The organism is Sphingopyxis jiangsuensis, assembly GCF_016734905.1.
Taxonomy (GTDB): domain Bacteria; phylum Pseudomonadota; class Alphaproteobacteria; order Sphingomonadales; family Sphingomonadaceae; genus Sphingopyxis; species Sphingopyxis jiangsuensis.
Genome location: NZ_JAERPO010000001.1, coordinates 325,191 through 340,971, shown reverse-complemented (window position 1 = coordinate 340,971; position 15,781 = coordinate 325,191). Strand labels below are relative to the sequence as shown.

Genomic DNA, 15,781 nt, shown 5'->3' with positions numbered 1-15,781 from the left:
AGCCTTGAAAAAATCTTGGCATTTGTTTGACCGCAAGAAGCGGGGCGCAATGTCACCGGCAGGACCCTATTCGTCGGCGCCGTGTTTTCGCTAGGACAAGGACAGGCCGATATGTTTCCCGCCAGTGTATTTGCCGATGCCCAAGCGCTCGATATCAAGGCGCTGGCGCACGACCTCAACGAACAGGGTTGGCACGTCGTGCCGAAGTTGCTGTCCCCTGAACAATGCGCCGCGCTTCGCGACAATTATCGCTGCGACGATCGTTACCGTAGCACAGTGATCATGCAGCGCCATGGATTCGGCCGGGGCGAATATCGCTACTTTCGCTATCCACTGCCCGATCCGATCGCGCAGCTGCGCACTCGTTATTACGTCCCGCTGGCAGGGCTCGCAAACGAGTGGATGCAGCGCACGGGCAAGGAGCAGGCCTACCCCGCCGATCACGCCACCTTTATCGAACAATGCCATGCGCGCGGGCAACAGCGGCCGACGCCGCTCATCCTCCGCTACCGTACCGGCGACTTCAACTGTCTGCATCAGGACCTTTATGGCGAGGTGCATTTCCCCTTTCAGATGGCGATATTGCTGTCTGAACCCGGATGCGACTTCCAGGGCGGCGATTTCGTGATCACCGAGCAGCGCCCGCGCATGCAGTCGCGCGCGCATGTCGTTCCGCTGGGCATCGGCGACGCGGTGATTTTCGCGGTGAACGAAGCGCCACGGGCCGGGACGCGCGGCACATACCGCGTAAAACTGCGTCACGGCGTCAGCGCCGTCCGATCGGGCGAGCGCTTCACGCTCGGCATCATCTTCCACGACGCGAGTTGATCGAGGCAGGTCGATGGCGGACAGGGTGGGATTCGAACCCACGGTGAGCTTGCACCCACGGCGGTTTTCAAGACCGCTGCCTTAAACCACTCGGCCACCTGTCCGGTAGAGGCGCCATAGCGCGTGGGCGATGCGCGGCAAGCAAAACATGGCGCGGCTCGACCCGGCGCACATTTGAATCGCCCTGTCTTGCCATCCTATGGCCAAGGTGCGTGCATCTGTGTCACTATTTGCCTATGGGGTGAGACGATATGCACGCTCGAACATTCAGAATCAGGCCGGTTTTCGCCTTTGTCTCCGTCGTCCTGTCGGCTTGGGTGCTGACAGCATCGGCGCCGCTGCGGGCACAAGGCAGCGACGCGGGATTCGACGCCTATGTCCAGTCGCTCTGGCCGAAGGCGCAGGCGCGCGGCGTGTCGCGCGCGACCTTTGATCGCGTGACCGCCGGGTTGCGTTACAATGCCCGCGTCGTGGCGCTCGACCGCGACAATCTGGGCAGTCCGTCGAGTTCCAATGCTCCGATCCCGGCCTTCACGCCGTACAAGATCAGGCATGTCGACACGGCACGAATCAATGGCGGACGGCGCGTTCACGACCGGCTGCTCCCGCTCTTGTCGCGCATCGAACAACGGACGGGCGTGCCGACGAGCATCATGATCGCCATCTATGGGCACGAGACGGCTTATGGGCAGGTAACGGGGAGCTTCGATCTCCCCGAGGCGCTTGCGACCCTCGCCTTTGAAGGGCGCCGCCGCAGCCTGTTCGAGCCCGAATTTCTGGCGACGCTTGAAATGGTGCAAAAGGGTGTCCCGCGCGAGGTGCTCAAGGGAAGCTGGGCCGGCGCTTTCGGTTATCCGCAATTTCTGCCTTCGGTCTATCTTCAGGTGGCCGAAGATGGCGACGGCGATGGGGTGGCGCGGATTTGGTCGAGCGAAGCGGACGCGATCGAATCGATCGGCTCCTACCTCCGCCGTGCAGGGTGGCGCGCCGGGCAGCCGTGGGGTGTCGCGGTGCGCGTGCCCGACGGCTTCAATCGCAATGCAGTCGCCAGCCGCCTCGTTCCGACGCGGTGTCCGCGGGTCTTTGCGCGCCATAGCCGTTGGCGGACGATGGCCGAATGGCGCGCCGACGGGATCGCGCCGCTCGACGGTCGATGGCCCGACGGCCAGGTCCAGGCGACGTTGCTCGAACCCGACGGTCCGGGTCGGACCGCCTATTTGCTGACGGGCAATTACCGTGCGATACTCGATTATAATTGCTCGAATTTTTACGCGCTTTCTGTGGGGTTGCTGGCGGATGAGATCGATCGATAGGGGCGGGGGCCTGATCGCGGGTGCGGCGCTGTTACTCAGTGGTTGCGGCAGTTTCGACGGCACGCGGGGGGACGGACCGACCGCCGGTCCGACACCGTCGGCAGCAGGCAGTCTGGTATCCGACACGCCCGTCAAGCTTGGCAATCCGTACGCCGTCGGCGGCGTCACCTATACGCCGGTCGACGTCGCGGACTATGATGCAGTGGGCTACGCCAGTTGGTACGGCGATGAGCTCGCGGGGAAACCGACGGCCAACGGCGAGAAGTTCGACCCGGCGCGCATCAGCGCCGCGCACAAGACGCTGCCGCTGCCAAGCTATGTCGAGGTTACCGCGCTCGATACTGGACGGACGATTCTGGTCCGCGTCAACGACCGCGGTCCGATGGCGAACGATCGGCTGATCGACCTGTCGCGCGCGGCAGCCGAGCAGCTCGGCCTGTCGAGCGGCGTCGCGGCCGTCCGCGTCCGCCGCACAAACCCGCCCGCGGCGGAACGGGCGCAACTGCGCGCCGGCAAACCGGTGCCCGAAAGGATCGTAACGCCGCAGTCGCTGCTCGCGATCTTGCGCGCCAAGGCAAAGAAACTGCCCGTCCCGGCGATGGCACCTGCAGCCGCTGTCACCATCGAACCCCCACCGCCCGTCGCTTCGGCAAAGGCGAAACCCGGCGATGATCGGATCGATATGGGGACGTCGACCGCCAAGCCCGCCGCTTCGGCGTCACCGGCAAAGGACGGAAATATCGTCGTCCAGGTCGCTGCATTCAGCAGCGAGGCGCGCGCTGACGCGACCGCCACGGCCGTAGGCGGCACCGTCAGCCGATCGGGCAACCTCTGGCGCGTTCGCATGGGTCCCTTTGCCAGCCAGGCCGAAGCGCAGGCAGCGCTCGACCGGGCCAAGGCCAAGGGTTTTCGCGACGCGATGCTGCTGCACGACCGCTGACAACCACAATGAACTTCAGTCGAGTATTGACGAGAGCAGGGGTAACCGCCGTCCTGTTCGCCGCATTGTCGGCCGCGACGCTCGCGCCAGCACCGGCGCGCGGCGACGCGACACCGGCGCGCCCCGCAACGCGGCCGCTTTATGTCACCGAAGCGCCGATCGTCATGCTCAAGGATGCCGATTCGGGGGCCATATTGTTTTCGCGCGGCGCCGACAAACGATTTGCCCCGGCCTCGATGACCAAGGTCATGACCGCCTATGTTGTGCTCGATCTGATCGCCAAGGGCGAACTTGCACGCGATCAGCAGTTCACGATGACCGAGGCGCTCTGGAAAAAATGGAACGGGTCGACCGGCGGATCGACAATGTTTCTGCGAGCAGGCGAGAAAGTGTCGGTCGACCAGCTGCTCAAGGGGCTGATCACCGTTTCGGGAAATGATGCCGCGGCGCTGCTGGCAGCAGGGATTGACGGGAGCGAACAGGCTTTTGTTCGGCGGATGAACAAAGTAGCAGCCGAACTTGGCATGAGTTCCAGTCGATTCGGTACGCCCAATGGTTGGCCCGACGGTGGAGTTACCAAGGTTAGCGCCGCCGACCTTATCACGCTCGCCGATCGGCTGATCCGCGATTTCCCTGCCGATTACGACCGCTATTTTGCCATTCCCCGCCTGCAGCATGGCAAGGCGCCCGACAGCACGCCGATCGTCCAGCCCAATCGCAATCCGATTCTGGGCCGTTTTGCGGGCGCCGATGGACTGAAGACGGGGCATACCGCCGAAGCAGGCTATTGCTTCCTCGGGTCGGCCAGGCGCGACGGGCGCCGGTTGATCATGGTGGTGGCAGGTATGGGCAGCGAAAAGGCACGCCGCGACGAGGCCGAAAGGTTGATGCGCTGGGGTTTCGAGGAATGGGAAGGGCGTCTGGTGGCGCCTGCGGGCAAGGTCGTCGGCCACCTCGACGTGAACGGCGGAACCGCGCCGATGGTCGCCGTAGAAACGCCGCTTCCAATCAGGGTGACGGTGCCCAAGGGCTTTTCGGGCGGGTATCGCGCGGTAATGCGCGGACGAGCCCCGCAAAGCGCGCCGGTCGGCCGACGCGTCAAAGTCGCTGATTTGGTCGTAACGCCAACGGGACTGCCGCCACAGATAACACCGCTGGTCGCGACAAGCGGCGTCGAGGCAACCGACAGCCTTTGGTCGCGCAGTCGTACCGGCCTTTACCGATTGACCGGCCGTTGATGGGGCGCTTCATCACGCTCGAGGGCGGCGAAGGCGTCGGCAAGTCGACCCAGATCCGCGCGCTCGCCGGCGAACTGACGGTGCGCGGCATCGAGGTCGTCGTCACGCGCGAACCCGGCGGCAGCGAGGGCGCCGAGGCCATTCGCGAGCTGCTGCTTCATGGAGACGATGATCGCTGGGATGCGCGCGGCGAAGCGCTGTTGTTCGCGGCAGCGCGCGCCGACCATGTCGCGCGCACGATCCGGCCCGCGCTCGAACGCAGCGCGTGGGTCCTGTGCGACCGTTTCGTCGACTCGACGCGCGCCTATCAGGGCGGCGGAGGGGGAGTGACGGACGCCGATATATTGGCCTTGCATCGCTTCGGTTCGCAGAATCTGTGGCCCGACCGGACCTTCCTCCTTCGCGTCTCGCCCGCCGAGGCCGCGCGCCGCCTTGCCGCGCGCGATATCGAAGGCAGCGATCGTATGGGAAGCAAGCCGGACGAGTATCAGGCCCGTCTTGCCGCGCGTTTCGACGAAATGGCCGCCGCCGAGCCTCTACGCTGGCGCGTCATCGATGCCGGGGCCGCCGCACCGGTCGTGACCGCAACGATAGTCGCCGAACTCCAGGACTGGCTGTCATGATCGGCCATGGAAGCGCCGAACACGCCTTTCGCGAGGCCTGGCTGGGCGGACGGATGCACCACGCATGGCTTCTTGCGGGGCCGCAGGGGATGGGCAAGGCTGCTTTTGCGCATCGGGCGGCGCGCTTTCTGGTGACGCACGGTCGCGCGGGTGCAGGAGGCGCCGGATCGCTCGACGATCCCGGCGACCCGGCTGCGGCAAAGCTCGTCGATGCCGGGAACCATCCCGAATTGATCAGCCTTGCGCGCCAGCCAAAGGACAAGTCCAAGGACCTCGCACGCAACATCACCATCGACCAGGTTCGCCAGATGATCCGGCGGCTGCACCTGTCCTTGTCGCTTGGCGATTGGCGCGTCGTCATCATCGACGCCGTCGACGATCTCGAGACCGATGGTGCCAACGCATTGCTCAAGACATTGGAAGAGCCGCCGGCGCAGACATTGTTCCTGCTCGTCAGCCACTCGCCGGGACGCCTCCTTCCCACGATCAGGTCGCGGTGCAGAATCGTCCGTTTTCAACCGGTTGATCGTGACGTCATGGTGGCATGGCTGCACGAAATGCGCCCGATGCTCGACGTCGAAGAGGTGCGCGCGATTGCCGCGGCCGCGGGCGGTGTCCCGGGCAAAGCACTCGCGCTGATAGACAGCGATGTCGCGGTGATGGAGCGCAAGCTGACGGCTATCGCCGAGAGCGGCGATCCCGGAAACAGGTTGCGCGAAGCGCTCGCGCGCGAGGTTTCCGGTACCAGCAACCGCGCGAGGCTCGAGCTGGTCATCGACATCGTTCCCGGGCTTCTTGCACGGATAGCGCGCGAGCGCCCGGTTGAGGACGTCGGCCCGGTTCTGGAACAATGGGACCGTGTCCAGCGCACCGTCCGCGACGCGGTACGCGGATCCTATGACGGCGCGATGGCGGGCTTCGAGATCGGCAACTGTCTGGCCGAACTCGCGCCGCGCGGCCGCGAGGGCGCACGCTGACGCTTTCCCTTGCGCGATGCAGCGGCTAAGGCGCGCGCATGTCCGAACCTTTTTATATCACGACCGCAATCAGCTATCCCAACGGTCGCCCGCATATCGGCCACGCCTATGAAGCGATCGCAACCGACGTCATGGCGCGGTTCCAGCGCGCGCGCGGTCGCGACGTGCGGCTGATTACCGGCACCGACGAACATGGCCTCAAGATGTTCCAGACCGCGCGCGACCAAGCGCGCGCGACAATCGACCTCGCGGACGAAATGTCGGGATATTTCCGTGAGATGTATGCCAAGCTGAATATAAGCTATGACAATTTCATGCGCACTTCGGACCCTGCGCACCACGCCGCGTCGCAGGCGATCTGGCGCGCGATGCAGGCCAATGGCGACCTCTACCTCGACCGCTACGAAGGCTGGTATTCGGTACGCGACGAGGCTTTTTACGACGAGAGCGAGCTCGTCGATGGGGAAGGGGACACACGCCTGTCCCCGCAAGGAACGCCGGTCGAGTGGACCGTTGAAGAAAGCTGGTTCTTTCGACTTTCGGCCTATCAGGACCGCCTTCTTGCACTTTACCGCGACAATCCCGATTTCATTCGTCCCGAGAGCCGTCGCAACGAGGTGCTGCGGTTCGTCGAAGGTGGTCTGAAGGACCTTTCGGTGTCGCGCACCAGCTTCGACTGGGGCGTGCCGGTGCCGGACTCGCCGGGCCATGTGATGTATGTGTGGGTCGATGCGCTCACCACCTATTTGTCGGGACTCGGCTATCCCGATCCGGCGAGCGATTTCGGTAAGTTCTGGCCGGCGAATATCCATATGATCGGCAAGGATATCGTTCGTTTTCATACGGTTTACTGGCCGGCCTTTCTGATGAGTGCAGGTTTGCCGCTGCCGAAGCAGGTGTTCGGCCACGGCTTCCTGCTCAACCGCGGCGAGAAAATGTCGAAGTCGCTCGGCAATGTGGTCGATCCAATGGCGCTCGCCGAGACCTTCGGCGTCGATGCGCTGCGCTATTATCTGCTGCGCGAAGTGAGCTTCGGACAGGACGGCAGCTATTCGGCCGAAGCGATCGTCCGCACCGCCAATGCGGACCTTGCCAACAGCTTCGGTAATCTGGCGCAGCGTAGTTTGTCGATGATTTTCAAAAATTTGGATGGCGCTTTGTCGAGCGATTGGCCGCCGACGGAGGATGACAAGGGCCTTATCGCTGACGTCCTCGATATGGCGCGCACCCGCCTGCCGCGCGAGTTTGAGCATTTGGCTTTTTCTGTGGGCATCGAAGACTGGATCCGGGCGGTTTTCGCCTGCAATCAATATGTCGACGCGCAGGCGCCGTGGACGCTCCGCAAGACCGACCCCGAGCGCATGCGCGCAGTGCTGATGACGTTGTTCCAGGCGGTGCGCACGCTCGCCATTGCGATCCGTCCCGTCGTCCCGGCGGCCGCGGACAAGCTGCTCGACCAAATGGGCATTGCGCTGGATGCTCGTGATTTTGCTGCCCTTTCTGACGAAGACTGGTTTGCCAAGCTCGTCGATGGCGGTTTCGCCGTTGCCCAACCCATCCCCATTTTCCCGCGGCTCGAACTGCCCGAAGGGGAAGGGGAAGAAGTGACCGCCTGATGCTCGTCGATTCGCACTGCCACCTCAATTACAAGGGGCTCGCCGAGCAGCAGGGTGAAGTGCTCGAACGCGCCCGTGCGCGCGGCGTCACGGCGATGCTCAACATCGCAACGCGCGAAAGCGAATGGGACGATGTTCTTGCTGCTGCTGAAGCCAATGAGGACGTGTGGGCGAGTGTGGGCATCCATCCGCACGACGCCGATAACCATCCCGACATCGATACCGCCAAGCTCGTCGCGCGCGCCGCCCATCTGCGCGTGATCGGGATCGGCGAGACCGGTCTCGATTATTATTACGACAAGAGCGATCGGCAGCGGCAGCAGGACAGTTTTCGGCGCCACATCCATGCGTCGCAGCAAACCGGGCTTCCGATTATCGTCCACACACGTGACGCAGAGGCCGACACGCTCGCGCTGCTCGGCGAAGAAATGGCGCGCAATCCGTTCACCGGCGTCATTCACTGCTTCACCGCAAGCGACGATTTCGCGCGCCAGGCCCTCGACCTTGGGCTCTACATCTCGATTTCGGGTATCGTGACGTTCAAGAATGCGGCCGAGCTACAGGCTACCGCGCGCTGGTTGCCGCAGGAGCGGCTGCTGATCGAAACGGATTCACCCTTCCTCGCGCCCGTGCCGCACCGCGGCAAGACCGGCGAGCCGGCCTTTGTTGCCGATACGCTGGCATATCTCGCCGAGCTGCGCGGCGCGGACCGTCAGGAGCTGGCCGACGCCACAAGCGCCAATTTCTACGCGCTTTTCAGCAAGGCGGCGCCATGACGTCGTACGCGGCATGAAGGTCCGGATATTGGGATGCGGCACGTCCTCGGGCGTGCCCCGGATCGGTAACGACTGGGGTCAGTGCGATCCCGACAACCCCCGCAATCTACGCAGCCGCGCGTCGATACTCGTATCGCTTGGCGGCTTCCGCCTGCTTGTCGACACCAGTCCCGACATGCGTTTGCAGCTGCTCGATGCAGATGTCGGTGCCATAGACGCCGTTATCTGGACGCACGAACATGCCGACCATTGCCACGGAATCGACGACCTGCGGCAGATCATGCACCTGCGCCGCTCCGCCGTGCCCGTTTATGCCCGCCATCATGTGCTCGACATATTGAAATGGCGATTCACCTACGCCTTTGCTGGCAACGCCGGCTATCCGGCGTCGGTCGATCCCATTGACCTTGAGGATCATCAATCGATCGGGCCGATCGAGGTTTCGGCCATTGAAATGCCGCACGGTCCGATCAAGGCGACGGGGCTGATCTTCTGCGACGGTGCGCACAAGGTTGGCTATGCCACTGATTTTTCCAAGTTCACCGATGAAATGGTCGAATTTTTCCAAGGCGTCGACCTGTTCGTCATCGATGCCTTGCGTCGCTATCCGCACCCGACGCATCCACACTTGGCGATGACACTCGAAGCGCTCGTCAAGGTCGGGTCGCCGCGCGCCATCATAACCCATATGGACAATACGATGGATTATGACGACCTTGCTTCCGAACTGCCAGCGGGCGTCGAGCCCGGGTATGACGGGTTGGAGGTGGAGATATGAACGGTGACACGGCTGTCCAACTGATCTGGTTTGCGGGAGCCTTCACGCTGGTTCTCAGCGCGCTCGTCGTCCGGCGTTTGCCAGCGGCCGATTGGATCAAGCTCGGGCTTGCCTGGGTGGCGATATTTGCGCTGGTGTTTCTGGCCGTCTGGACGTTCCAGGCCGCCCGCGGCGCTTAGATAATTTTACATAATATATATTATCGGATAAATTTATGCCCGTTTCGGACGAGTTGTCCCCCATCAATCGCCTGCTCGCTATCATGCGGCAATTGCGGAATCCCGATGGCGGGTGCGAATGGGATCTGGCGCAGGATTTCGCATCGATCGCCCCCTACACCATCGAAGAGGCCTATGAGGTTGCCGACGCCATAGCGTCCGGCAATCCCAATGCGATTTGCGACGAACTCGGCGACCTGCTGCTCCAGGTCGTGTTTCACAGCCAAATTGCCACCGACAAAGGTCTGTTTGACTTCAACGACGTCGCCTCAGCCATCAGCGCGAAGATGGAACGGCGGCACCCGCATATTTTCGGTGACGCCACGGCCGACGACGTCCGCCAGCAATGGGAACAGATCAAGGCCGACGAGCGCGCGGCCGAGGGACCAAATAGCGCGCTTGCCGGCGTGGCATCTTCGCTACCGGCACTGCTGCGTGCACAAAAGCTGCAGGCGCGCGCGGCGCGCGTCGGTTTCGATTGGCCCGACGCGGACGGCCCGCGCGACAAAATTCACGAGGAACTAGCGGAAGTCGCTGCTGCCGCGGACCCAGCGGACCGCGCCGAGGAGGTCGGCGACCTGTTGTTTGCAGTGGTCAACTATGCGCGCCACCTCGGCGTCGATGCCGAAGACGCCCTACGCGCGGCAAACGCCAAGTTTGCTCGACGTTTCACCGCGGTTGAGGAGCGCGCGGGAGCGAACATGGCATCGCTTTCGCTCGATGTGCTCGAGACGCACTGGCAAGCCGTAAAAGCGGACGAAATCAGCTAGGCAGAAGGCCAAAGTCGGTCGAAACGCGCGCGATCGGCAGGGTCGAGCCGAACGGTCAGCAGATGACCGCCCTCCTCGGCCACATCGGCCAGCACCTCGCCGCGCGCGTGCAGCCACGCCATTGCCTCCCCTTGATCGAACGCCAGGAAAATCCGGTGTTCGACATGACGCGCGGTCAGTTGCGACGCCATGAACATGCGCGCCTGCTCGACGCCTTCGCCGGTTTCCGCCGAGATGATCGCGACGTCGGCCCGTCGCTCCGCCACGGCTTCGATTTCGGCGCGCCGCTCCGGTTCGGCGGTGTCGATCTTGTTCCAGATTTCGATCTGGGGCACGGCCTCGACCGCCTCCGCGTCTCCGTCTTGTGGCCCATTGACGCCCAGCGAGTCGAGGATCGCACGCACATCGTCATATTGGGCGTCACTGTCGGGGTGTACGATATCGCGAACATGGACGATCAGGTCGGCGGTCGTCACTTCCTCCAGCGTCGCGCGAAACGCCGCAACAAGTTCGGTCGGCAGGTCGGAAACGAAACCGACCGTGTCGGACAGTATCGCCTTGTCGATGCCGGGCAGCCGGATCTCGCGCATCGTCGGGTCGAGAGTCGCGAACAACATATCTTCCGCCATGACGTCACTGCCTGTCAGGCGATTGAAAAAGGTAGATTTTCCAGCGTTCGTATAGCCCACGAGCGCGATCACCGGCCACGGTGCGCGTTGCCGCTTGGCGCGCTGCAACTGCCGCGTGCGGCGCGCATCGTCGAGTTGGCGCCGAATACGCGCCATCCGGTCCCTGATCATGCGCCTGTCGGCTTCGATCTGCGTTTCGCCGGGACCGCCAAGAAAGCCGAATCCGCCGCGCTGACGCTCGAGGTGGGTCCAGCTGCGCACCAGACGGCCCGCCTGATAATCGAGATGCGCGAGTTCGACTTGGAGACGCCCTTCGGCCGTCGCCGCGCGCTCGCCGAAAATTTCGAGAATCAATCCTGTCCGGTCGATGACCTTCGCGCCCAATTCGGTTTCAAGATTGCGCTGCTGGATCGCGCTCAGCGGGGCGTCGACAATGACAAGCTGCACTGCTTTCGCGTCGATGTCGGGCCGGATTGCCTCGATCTGCCCGACGCCGATCAGCGTCGCGGCACGCGTCTGGCGCAGTCGAAGCGAATGCACGGCGACGACATCGAGTCCGATCGCGAGTGCGAGGCCTTTCGCTTCCTCTACGCGGGCGTCGAGGTCGCGCGAAAGCCGCTGCCCGCGCCACTCCGGCACGACGAGCAACGTGGCTGCCCCCCGGGTGACTTCGCCATCGCTTTCGATCATTGCGTCACATCGACTATCGGTCAGGCTTCGCCAGCGTCGCCGTCCGCATCGCCATTGTCGGTCAGGTTGATCGGCCCGTTGGGCTGCACGGTCGAAATCGCGTGTTTGTATACGAGCTGGACCTGCCGCTCGCGTTCGAGCAGCATGCAAAACAGGTCAAAGGCCACGATATCACCCTGGAGCATCACTCCGTTCACAAGGAACATCGTCACCGACTCTTCGGACCGGCGGACGGCGTTGAGGAACACATCCTGCAGCGCCTTGCCCTTGCTCGCGGGCGCCTCGCGCACATTGTCGCCGAGCAGACCGAGGTCGAAGTCGTGCGAGGGCATGACCGTCGAGATCGCGTGCTTGTAAACGAGCTGAGACTGGCCGTCGCGGCGAAGCAGCAGCGAGAAATTGTCGAACCAGGTAATAATGCCCTGCAATTTGACGCCCTTGACGAGGAACATCGTGACCGGCGTCTTGCTGCGGCGGAGAGCGTTGAGGAAGAGATCCTGGAGATTCTGGCTTTTATCGGACACATTGGCCTCCTGTTCTTGGCGGTATTTGCCGCATTCGATGCCGGTTGGTCCGGCAATTATTGACCTTCAGGCCCGCAATATGCGGGAAAGCACATCGCAGGTCTAGGGCAAAGGCCCCTTCCCCGCGCTAAGATTCATTATCCGAACTCTCGGTGAGGCCAAGGAGTTTCAATTTTCTGTGCAGCGCCGATCGCTCCATACCGATAAAGTTCGCGGTGCGCGAAATATTTCCAGAGAAACGGTTGATTTGAATACGTAAATATTCACGCTCGAAGTTCTCGCGAGCTTCCTTGAGCGGGATCGCCGTGATCGACTCCGAGTTGGGTAATATATCGGCTCCGCCGCGGACAAGCTCGGCGGGCAGCATGTCGGCGTCGATGCGCGCCAAGCGATCGCTCGGGGCCAGAATCATGACGCGTTCGATCACGTTTCGCAGTTCGCGGACATTGCCCGGCCACTCGTGCGCTTGTAGCGCCGCGAGCGCTTCCTGGCTGATTTCGGGCGGCGCGACGCGGCGATCGGCGGCATAGCGCCTGACGAAATGGTCGCACAGGCTGACAATGTCGGCGCGGCGCTCGTTGAGCGGCGGTATATGCACTGGAACGACGTTGAGCCGGTAATAAAGATCTTCGCGAAAGCGGTTTTCGGCAATCTCGGCGAGCAGGTCGCGAGCTGAGCCCGAGATAATGCGAACATCGACACGGATCATCGTGCGCCCGCCGACGCGCGTAAAGCTCTGATCGGTCAGTACGCGCAGAATTTTTCCTTGTGTAGTCAACGGCATGTCGGCCACTTCGTCGAGGAACAAAGTGCCGCCATGCGCCTGTTCGAGAAGGCCGACGCGGATCGTTCCATCATCGGCTTCCGAGCCGAAGAGTTCGATTTCGACCGTCTCCGGGTCCATTCTGGCCGACGATATGACGCGGAACGGTGCATTCTGGCGCCCGCTCCATCCGTGAAGCACGCGCGCGGCCACCTCTTTGCCGACACCGGGCGCGCCCGTAATCAGAACGCGGCTCCCGGTTCCGGCGACGCGTTTCAGCGTTGCGCGAACATTGTTGATCGCCGCGCTGTTGCCCGTAAGTTCATCAGCCGGGCCGGCCTTTTCGCGAAGCTGTTCATATTCAAATTTCAGCCGCTCGTTTTCGGTCGCCCGTGCGACCAGATGGAGCAGGCGCTCGGCCTCGAACGGCTTTTCGATGAAGTCGAAGGCGCCGCGCCGGATCGCTGCGACGGCCGTGTCGAGGCCGCCGTGCCCCGAAATGACGATGATCGGCAGCGTCGGATCGAAGGATTTGATTGCATCGACGAGGCCGAGCCCGTCGAGCCGCGAGCCCTGAAGCCAGACGTCGATCAGCGCTAGCGACGGCCGCCGCTGGCGGATCGCCTCGAGCGCGGCGTCGCTGTCCGAGGCCGTTCGCGCCTCGTAGCCTTCGTCCTCCATGACCCCCGCGACAAGGTCGCAGATGTCGCGCTCGTCGTCGACGATCAAAATATCAAGCGCCATAATCTTCTCTGTTCTGTCGGTTGCGTATCCGTCCGGGTACCGTTTCCACCTTCCCCATCGCCGCATCGTCGCCCTTCCCCGCCAATGGGCGCAACCGGTCGGGGTGCAGCGTCAGGGTGACACAAGTCCCCTGCCCCTCGGGATTGTCACAAAACTCAAGTTCCCCATAATGTTGCTCGACAATCTTCTTGACGATCGCGAGTCCCAGCCCGGTCCCCCCCTGCCGCGTGGTCATATAGGGTTCGGCAATTGCGTCGCGCGCTTCCGGCAATCCGATGCCGTCGTCGGTGACGCGGATGACAAGTTCGTCATTCGGTCCGTTGTCGAGTTCGGCGCGAACGCGGCCGCTCACCGCAGCGCCGCTCTTTTTATGCTTTTCTTCAATCGCTTCAACAGCATTCTTGACGATGTTCGTAATCGCCTGCGACAGCAGGCGACGGTCGCAGACCAGCGGCTCGATCTCGTTGGGCGTCTTTACGCTGAACTGAATGTCGGGCTTTGCAACTTCGAACAGGAACACAGCCTGCCGCACAATGTCGCGAATGTCCTCGGTCCCGAAAGTCGGCTTGGGCATCCGCGCAAAGCTCGAAAACTCGTCGACCATGCGGCGCATGTCGTGCACCTGCCGGATGATCGTTTCGGTAAGGCGGCGGAAGGTCACTTCGTCTCCCTCGACCTTTTCGCCGAAGCGGCGCTGGAGCCGTTCGGCTGCGAGCTGGATCGGCGTCAGCGGATTCTTGATTTCATGGGCGATACGTCGCGCGACGTCGGACCATGCGGCGCGGCGCTGGTCCAGCAATTGTTGGGTTATGTCTTCGAAGCTCAGGACAAAACCGTCCCCCTGCGCGACTGCCTTGGCGGCGAGCGTTGCCGGTTCGGCATCGCTGCGCGCAAGCTGAACGATCGCCTCGCGCTCGTTACCCGTCAGCAGTCGTGCCAATTCGGGCACGACATCGGCGAGCGGTCTCCCCGTCAAGCGCTCTGCAGACAGGCCGGTCAGACGCTCGGCGGCAGCATTGGCGAGCAGTATCCGGTGATCGGCGTCAACGGAGACCACGGCCGAGGAAACGCCGCTGAGAACAGCCTCGATAAAGCTGCGTCGCGTTTCGAGCTGTTCGTTGACGTTGACGAGCGCACCCGTCTGGCCTTCGAGTTGCTCGGTCATGCGATTGAAGGCGCGCGTCAGGACCGAAATCTCGTCGTCGCGCGCGGGCGGCGTGACACGGACCGACAAATCGCCGCCCGCGGCGGTGCGCGTGGCGCCGATCAGCGTCCCGAGCGGGCGCACGATGCGGTCGGCGACCACGATGGCGGCGATGACCGCCAGCGCAAGAAGCAGCAGCGACCCCAGATAGAGCGCGCCGTTGAATTGCAACTGCAGAAGCTGCGATCGCTGGAAAAGCGCGTTATAATCGGAAAGCACAGATCGTGCCCGCTCCCACTGCTGGAAGCCGGGAACATTGGCGTCGCGCGACGCATAGACATAGGCGCGCCGCGGCCCGGGAAGGCGCGTCGTCGCCTCGATCCGGTCGGGCTGGACGTCGACGACGACGTCCTCGCCAGCATCGAGGCGCGAGACCGTGGCCGGCGCCAGACGATTCTCGGCTTCGCGATTGTCTGGATCGATCATCGCCGCCGTGCGCGGAACGCCATCTTCGCCGATTTCGATAATCGCCGATTCGTTCAGGTTGCGAACGACGACTTGCTGGAAATAATAGTTTGAAAAATCAGGGTTATCGGTCGGAACGCGTGACAGGAAATCCCCGAGATCCTGTGCCATCGCTACCGTGTTGGCCCCAACCTCGCGCCGGTTCTCCTGATAGAAACCCTCGGCCAACCCGGCGGCATTTTCGAACATGCCGCGCGATCGATCGGAAAACCAGAAATCGACGCCGAACTGAAAAAGCAGCGAAGCAAAGATCGCGACGAGCAAGGTGGGCGCAGCTGCGATCAGCGAGAAAAGTGCGACCAACCTGACATGGAGGCGACCGTTGCCGCCCGCCATCGACCGCACCGCACGAGCGCGGGCGACGCGGCTCCCGACCAGGACAATCAACGCCATCGCCGGAACGAGGTTGGCGACCATGATCGCCGCGACGAGCGCCGGGGTAAGCAGCCGTTCGCTCTGAGAGTCGCCGGTTACGAAGATATAGGTCGCAGCCGCAACGCTGACGATCGCCGCGAGCGCATAATATTCGGGCGCGGCAAATTGCCAACCGCGCGTCGGCGCCGCCTGTTCGTCAGGAATATCGCCATGGGCTAGGGAAGCGGGGGACGCCATTGTTGCCCTGTTACGACAAACCTGTTGCATGGAAAACACAATTCATCGCTCGCTGTCGCTGAAACGACGCAAT

The 15,781-nt window shown here is 62.9% G+C and carries 15 protein-coding genes and 1 tRNA gene; 11 read left to right on the top strand and 5 right to left on the bottom strand.

Annotated elements, in window-relative coordinates:
* Window positions 1–111: 111 nt before the first annotated feature.
* Complete coding sequence (locus JI743_RS01705) at window positions 112–828, top strand: 2OG-Fe(II) oxygenase (RefSeq protein ID WP_201925310.1); 717 nt, start codon at window positions 112–114, stop codon at window positions 826–828.
* A 14-nt stretch (window positions 829–842) separates the two neighbouring features.
* On the opposite strand, the gene JI743_RS01700 is transcribed toward JI743_RS01705, so the two are convergent.
* A tRNA-Ser gene (locus JI743_RS01700) sits at window positions 843–932 on the bottom strand.
* Between the two features lie 147 nt (window positions 933–1,079).
* Here JI743_RS01700 and JI743_RS01695 point away from each other — a divergent pair.
* The 10 genes from JI743_RS01695 to mazG are packed head-to-tail and all read left to right on the top strand — an operon-like array spanning window position 1,080 to window position 10,077.
* Entirely contained in the window at window positions 1,080–2,141 is a 1,062-nt protein-coding gene (locus JI743_RS01695) for a lytic murein transglycosylase (RefSeq protein ID WP_201925308.1), read from the top strand.
* On the top strand, window positions 2,125–3,081 hold the full coding sequence (locus tag JI743_RS01690) for a septal ring lytic transglycosylase RlpA family protein (protein WP_201925306.1): 957 nt from the start codon (window positions 2,125–2,127) through the stop codon (window positions 3,079–3,081). Before JI743_RS01695 ends, JI743_RS01690 begins: the two co-directional genes overlap by 17 nt.
* 8 nt (window positions 3,082–3,089) lie before the next feature.
* Window positions 3,090–4,319 (top strand): D-alanyl-D-alanine carboxypeptidase family protein, encoded by a 1,230-nt coding sequence (locus JI743_RS01685; protein ID WP_201925304.1) that lies wholly within the window; start codon window positions 3,090–3,092, stop codon window positions 4,317–4,319.
* Entirely contained in the window at window positions 4,319–4,942 is a 624-nt protein-coding gene (gene tmk / locus JI743_RS01680) for a dTMP kinase (protein WP_201925302.1), read from the top strand. Before JI743_RS01685 ends, tmk begins: the two co-directional genes overlap by 1 nt.
* Window positions 4,939–5,919, top strand: coding sequence for a DNA polymerase III subunit delta' (locus JI743_RS01675; RefSeq protein ID WP_201925300.1), 981 nt, complete (start codon window positions 4,939–4,941; stop codon window positions 5,917–5,919). Before tmk ends, JI743_RS01675 begins: the two co-directional genes overlap by 4 nt.
* Before the next feature lie 38 nt (window positions 5,920–5,957).
* On the top strand, window positions 5,958–7,535 hold the full coding sequence (gene metG, locus JI743_RS01670) for a methionine--tRNA ligase (protein WP_201925298.1): 1,578 nt from the start codon (window positions 5,958–5,960) through the stop codon (window positions 7,533–7,535).
* Window positions 7,535–8,311, top strand: a complete 777-nt coding sequence (locus JI743_RS01665) for a TatD family hydrolase (protein WP_201925296.1) — start codon at window positions 7,535–7,537, stop codon at window positions 8,309–8,311. The genes metG and JI743_RS01665 overlap by 1 nt, the downstream gene beginning before the upstream one ends.
* 13 nt (window positions 8,312–8,324) lie before the next feature.
* Window positions 8,325–9,089, top strand: coding sequence for an MBL fold metallo-hydrolase (locus tag JI743_RS01660; protein ID WP_201925294.1), 765 nt, complete (start codon window positions 8,325–8,327; stop codon window positions 9,087–9,089).
* Complete coding sequence (locus JI743_RS01655; protein ID WP_201925292.1) at window positions 9,086–9,268, top strand: hypothetical protein; 183 nt, start codon at window positions 9,086–9,088, stop codon at window positions 9,266–9,268. The genes JI743_RS01660 and JI743_RS01655 overlap by 4 nt, the downstream gene beginning before the upstream one ends.
* Window positions 9,269–9,303: 35 nt before the next feature.
* Window positions 9,304–10,077, top strand: a complete 774-nt coding sequence (mazG, locus tag JI743_RS01650) for a nucleoside triphosphate pyrophosphohydrolase (protein WP_201925290.1) — start codon at window positions 9,304–9,306, stop codon at window positions 10,075–10,077.
* Here mazG and hflX read toward each other — a convergent pair.
* The 4 genes from hflX to JI743_RS01630 all read right to left on the bottom strand — a co-directional run bounded on the left by hflX (window position 10,074) and on the right by JI743_RS01630 (window position 15,708).
* A complete protein-coding gene (gene hflX, locus JI743_RS01645) occupies window positions 10,074–11,396 on the bottom strand; it encodes a GTPase HflX (protein WP_201925288.1) in 1,323 nt (440 codons plus the stop codon). The two genes, mazG and hflX, sit on opposite strands and share 4 nt — an antisense overlap.
* 20 nt (window positions 11,397–11,416) lie before the next feature.
* Entirely contained in the window at window positions 11,417–11,959 is a 543-nt protein-coding gene (gene hfq, locus JI743_RS01640) for an RNA chaperone Hfq (protein WP_201927229.1), read from the bottom strand.
* A gap of 88 nt (window positions 11,960–12,047) precedes the next feature.
* The gene (gene ntrX, locus JI743_RS01635; RefSeq protein WP_201925285.1) at window positions 12,048–13,427 is read right to left on the bottom strand and encodes a nitrogen assimilation response regulator NtrX; all 1,380 of its coding nucleotides are present in this window, start codon (window positions 13,425–13,427) and stop codon (window positions 12,048–12,050) included.
* Window positions 13,417–15,708 carry a sensor histidine kinase gene (locus JI743_RS01630; RefSeq protein WP_236659659.1) on the bottom strand — a complete coding sequence of 764 codons (2,292 nt, stop codon included), beginning with the start codon at window positions 15,706–15,708 and terminating at the stop codon, window positions 13,417–13,419. The genes ntrX and JI743_RS01630 overlap by 11 nt, the downstream gene beginning before the upstream one ends.
* Window positions 15,709–15,781: the final 73 nt, after the last annotated feature.

Bases quoted from the DNA above. Each gene is read 5' to 3' on its own strand.
- metG (WP_201925298.1), top strand. From the start codon at position 5,958: ATGTCCGAACCTTTTTATATCACGACCGCAATCAGCTATCCCAACGGT.
- mazG (WP_201925290.1), top strand. From the start codon at position 9,304: ATGCCCGTTTCGGACGAGTTGTCCCCCATCAATCGCCTGCTCGCTATC.
- JI743_RS01690 (WP_201925306.1), top strand. From the start codon at position 2,125: ATGAGATCGATCGATAGGGGCGGGGGCCTGATCGCGGGTGCGGCGCTG.
- hflX (WP_201925288.1), bottom strand. From the start codon at position 11,396: ATGATCGAAAGCGATGGCGAAGTCACCCGGGGGGCAGCCACGTTGCTC.
- ntrX (WP_201925285.1), bottom strand. From the start codon at position 13,427: ATGGCGCTTGATATTTTGATCGTCGACGACGAGCGCGACATCTGCGAC.
- JI743_RS01665 (WP_201925296.1), top strand. From the start codon at position 7,535: ATGCTCGTCGATTCGCACTGCCACCTCAATTACAAGGGGCTCGCCGAG.
- JI743_RS01655 (WP_201925292.1), top strand. From the start codon at position 9,086: ATGAACGGTGACACGGCTGTCCAACTGATCTGGTTTGCGGGAGCCTTC.
- JI743_RS01660 (WP_201925294.1), top strand. From the start codon at position 8,325: ATGAAGGTCCGGATATTGGGATGCGGCACGTCCTCGGGCGTGCCCCGG.
- JI743_RS01630 (WP_236659659.1), bottom strand. From the start codon at position 15,708: ATGGCGTCCCCCGCTTCCCTAGCCCATGGCGATATTCCTGACGAACAG.
- JI743_RS01695 (WP_201925308.1), top strand. From the start codon at position 1,080: ATGCACGCTCGAACATTCAGAATCAGGCCGGTTTTCGCCTTTGTCTCC.
- tmk (WP_201925302.1), top strand. From the start codon at position 4,319: ATGGGGCGCTTCATCACGCTCGAGGGCGGCGAAGGCGTCGGCAAGTCG.
- JI743_RS01705 (WP_201925310.1), top strand. From the start codon at position 112: ATGTTTCCCGCCAGTGTATTTGCCGATGCCCAAGCGCTCGATATCAAG.
- JI743_RS01675 (WP_201925300.1), top strand. From the start codon at position 4,939: ATGATCGGCCATGGAAGCGCCGAACACGCCTTTCGCGAGGCCTGGCTG.
- JI743_RS01685 (WP_201925304.1), top strand. From the start codon at position 3,090: ATGAACTTCAGTCGAGTATTGACGAGAGCAGGGGTAACCGCCGTCCTG.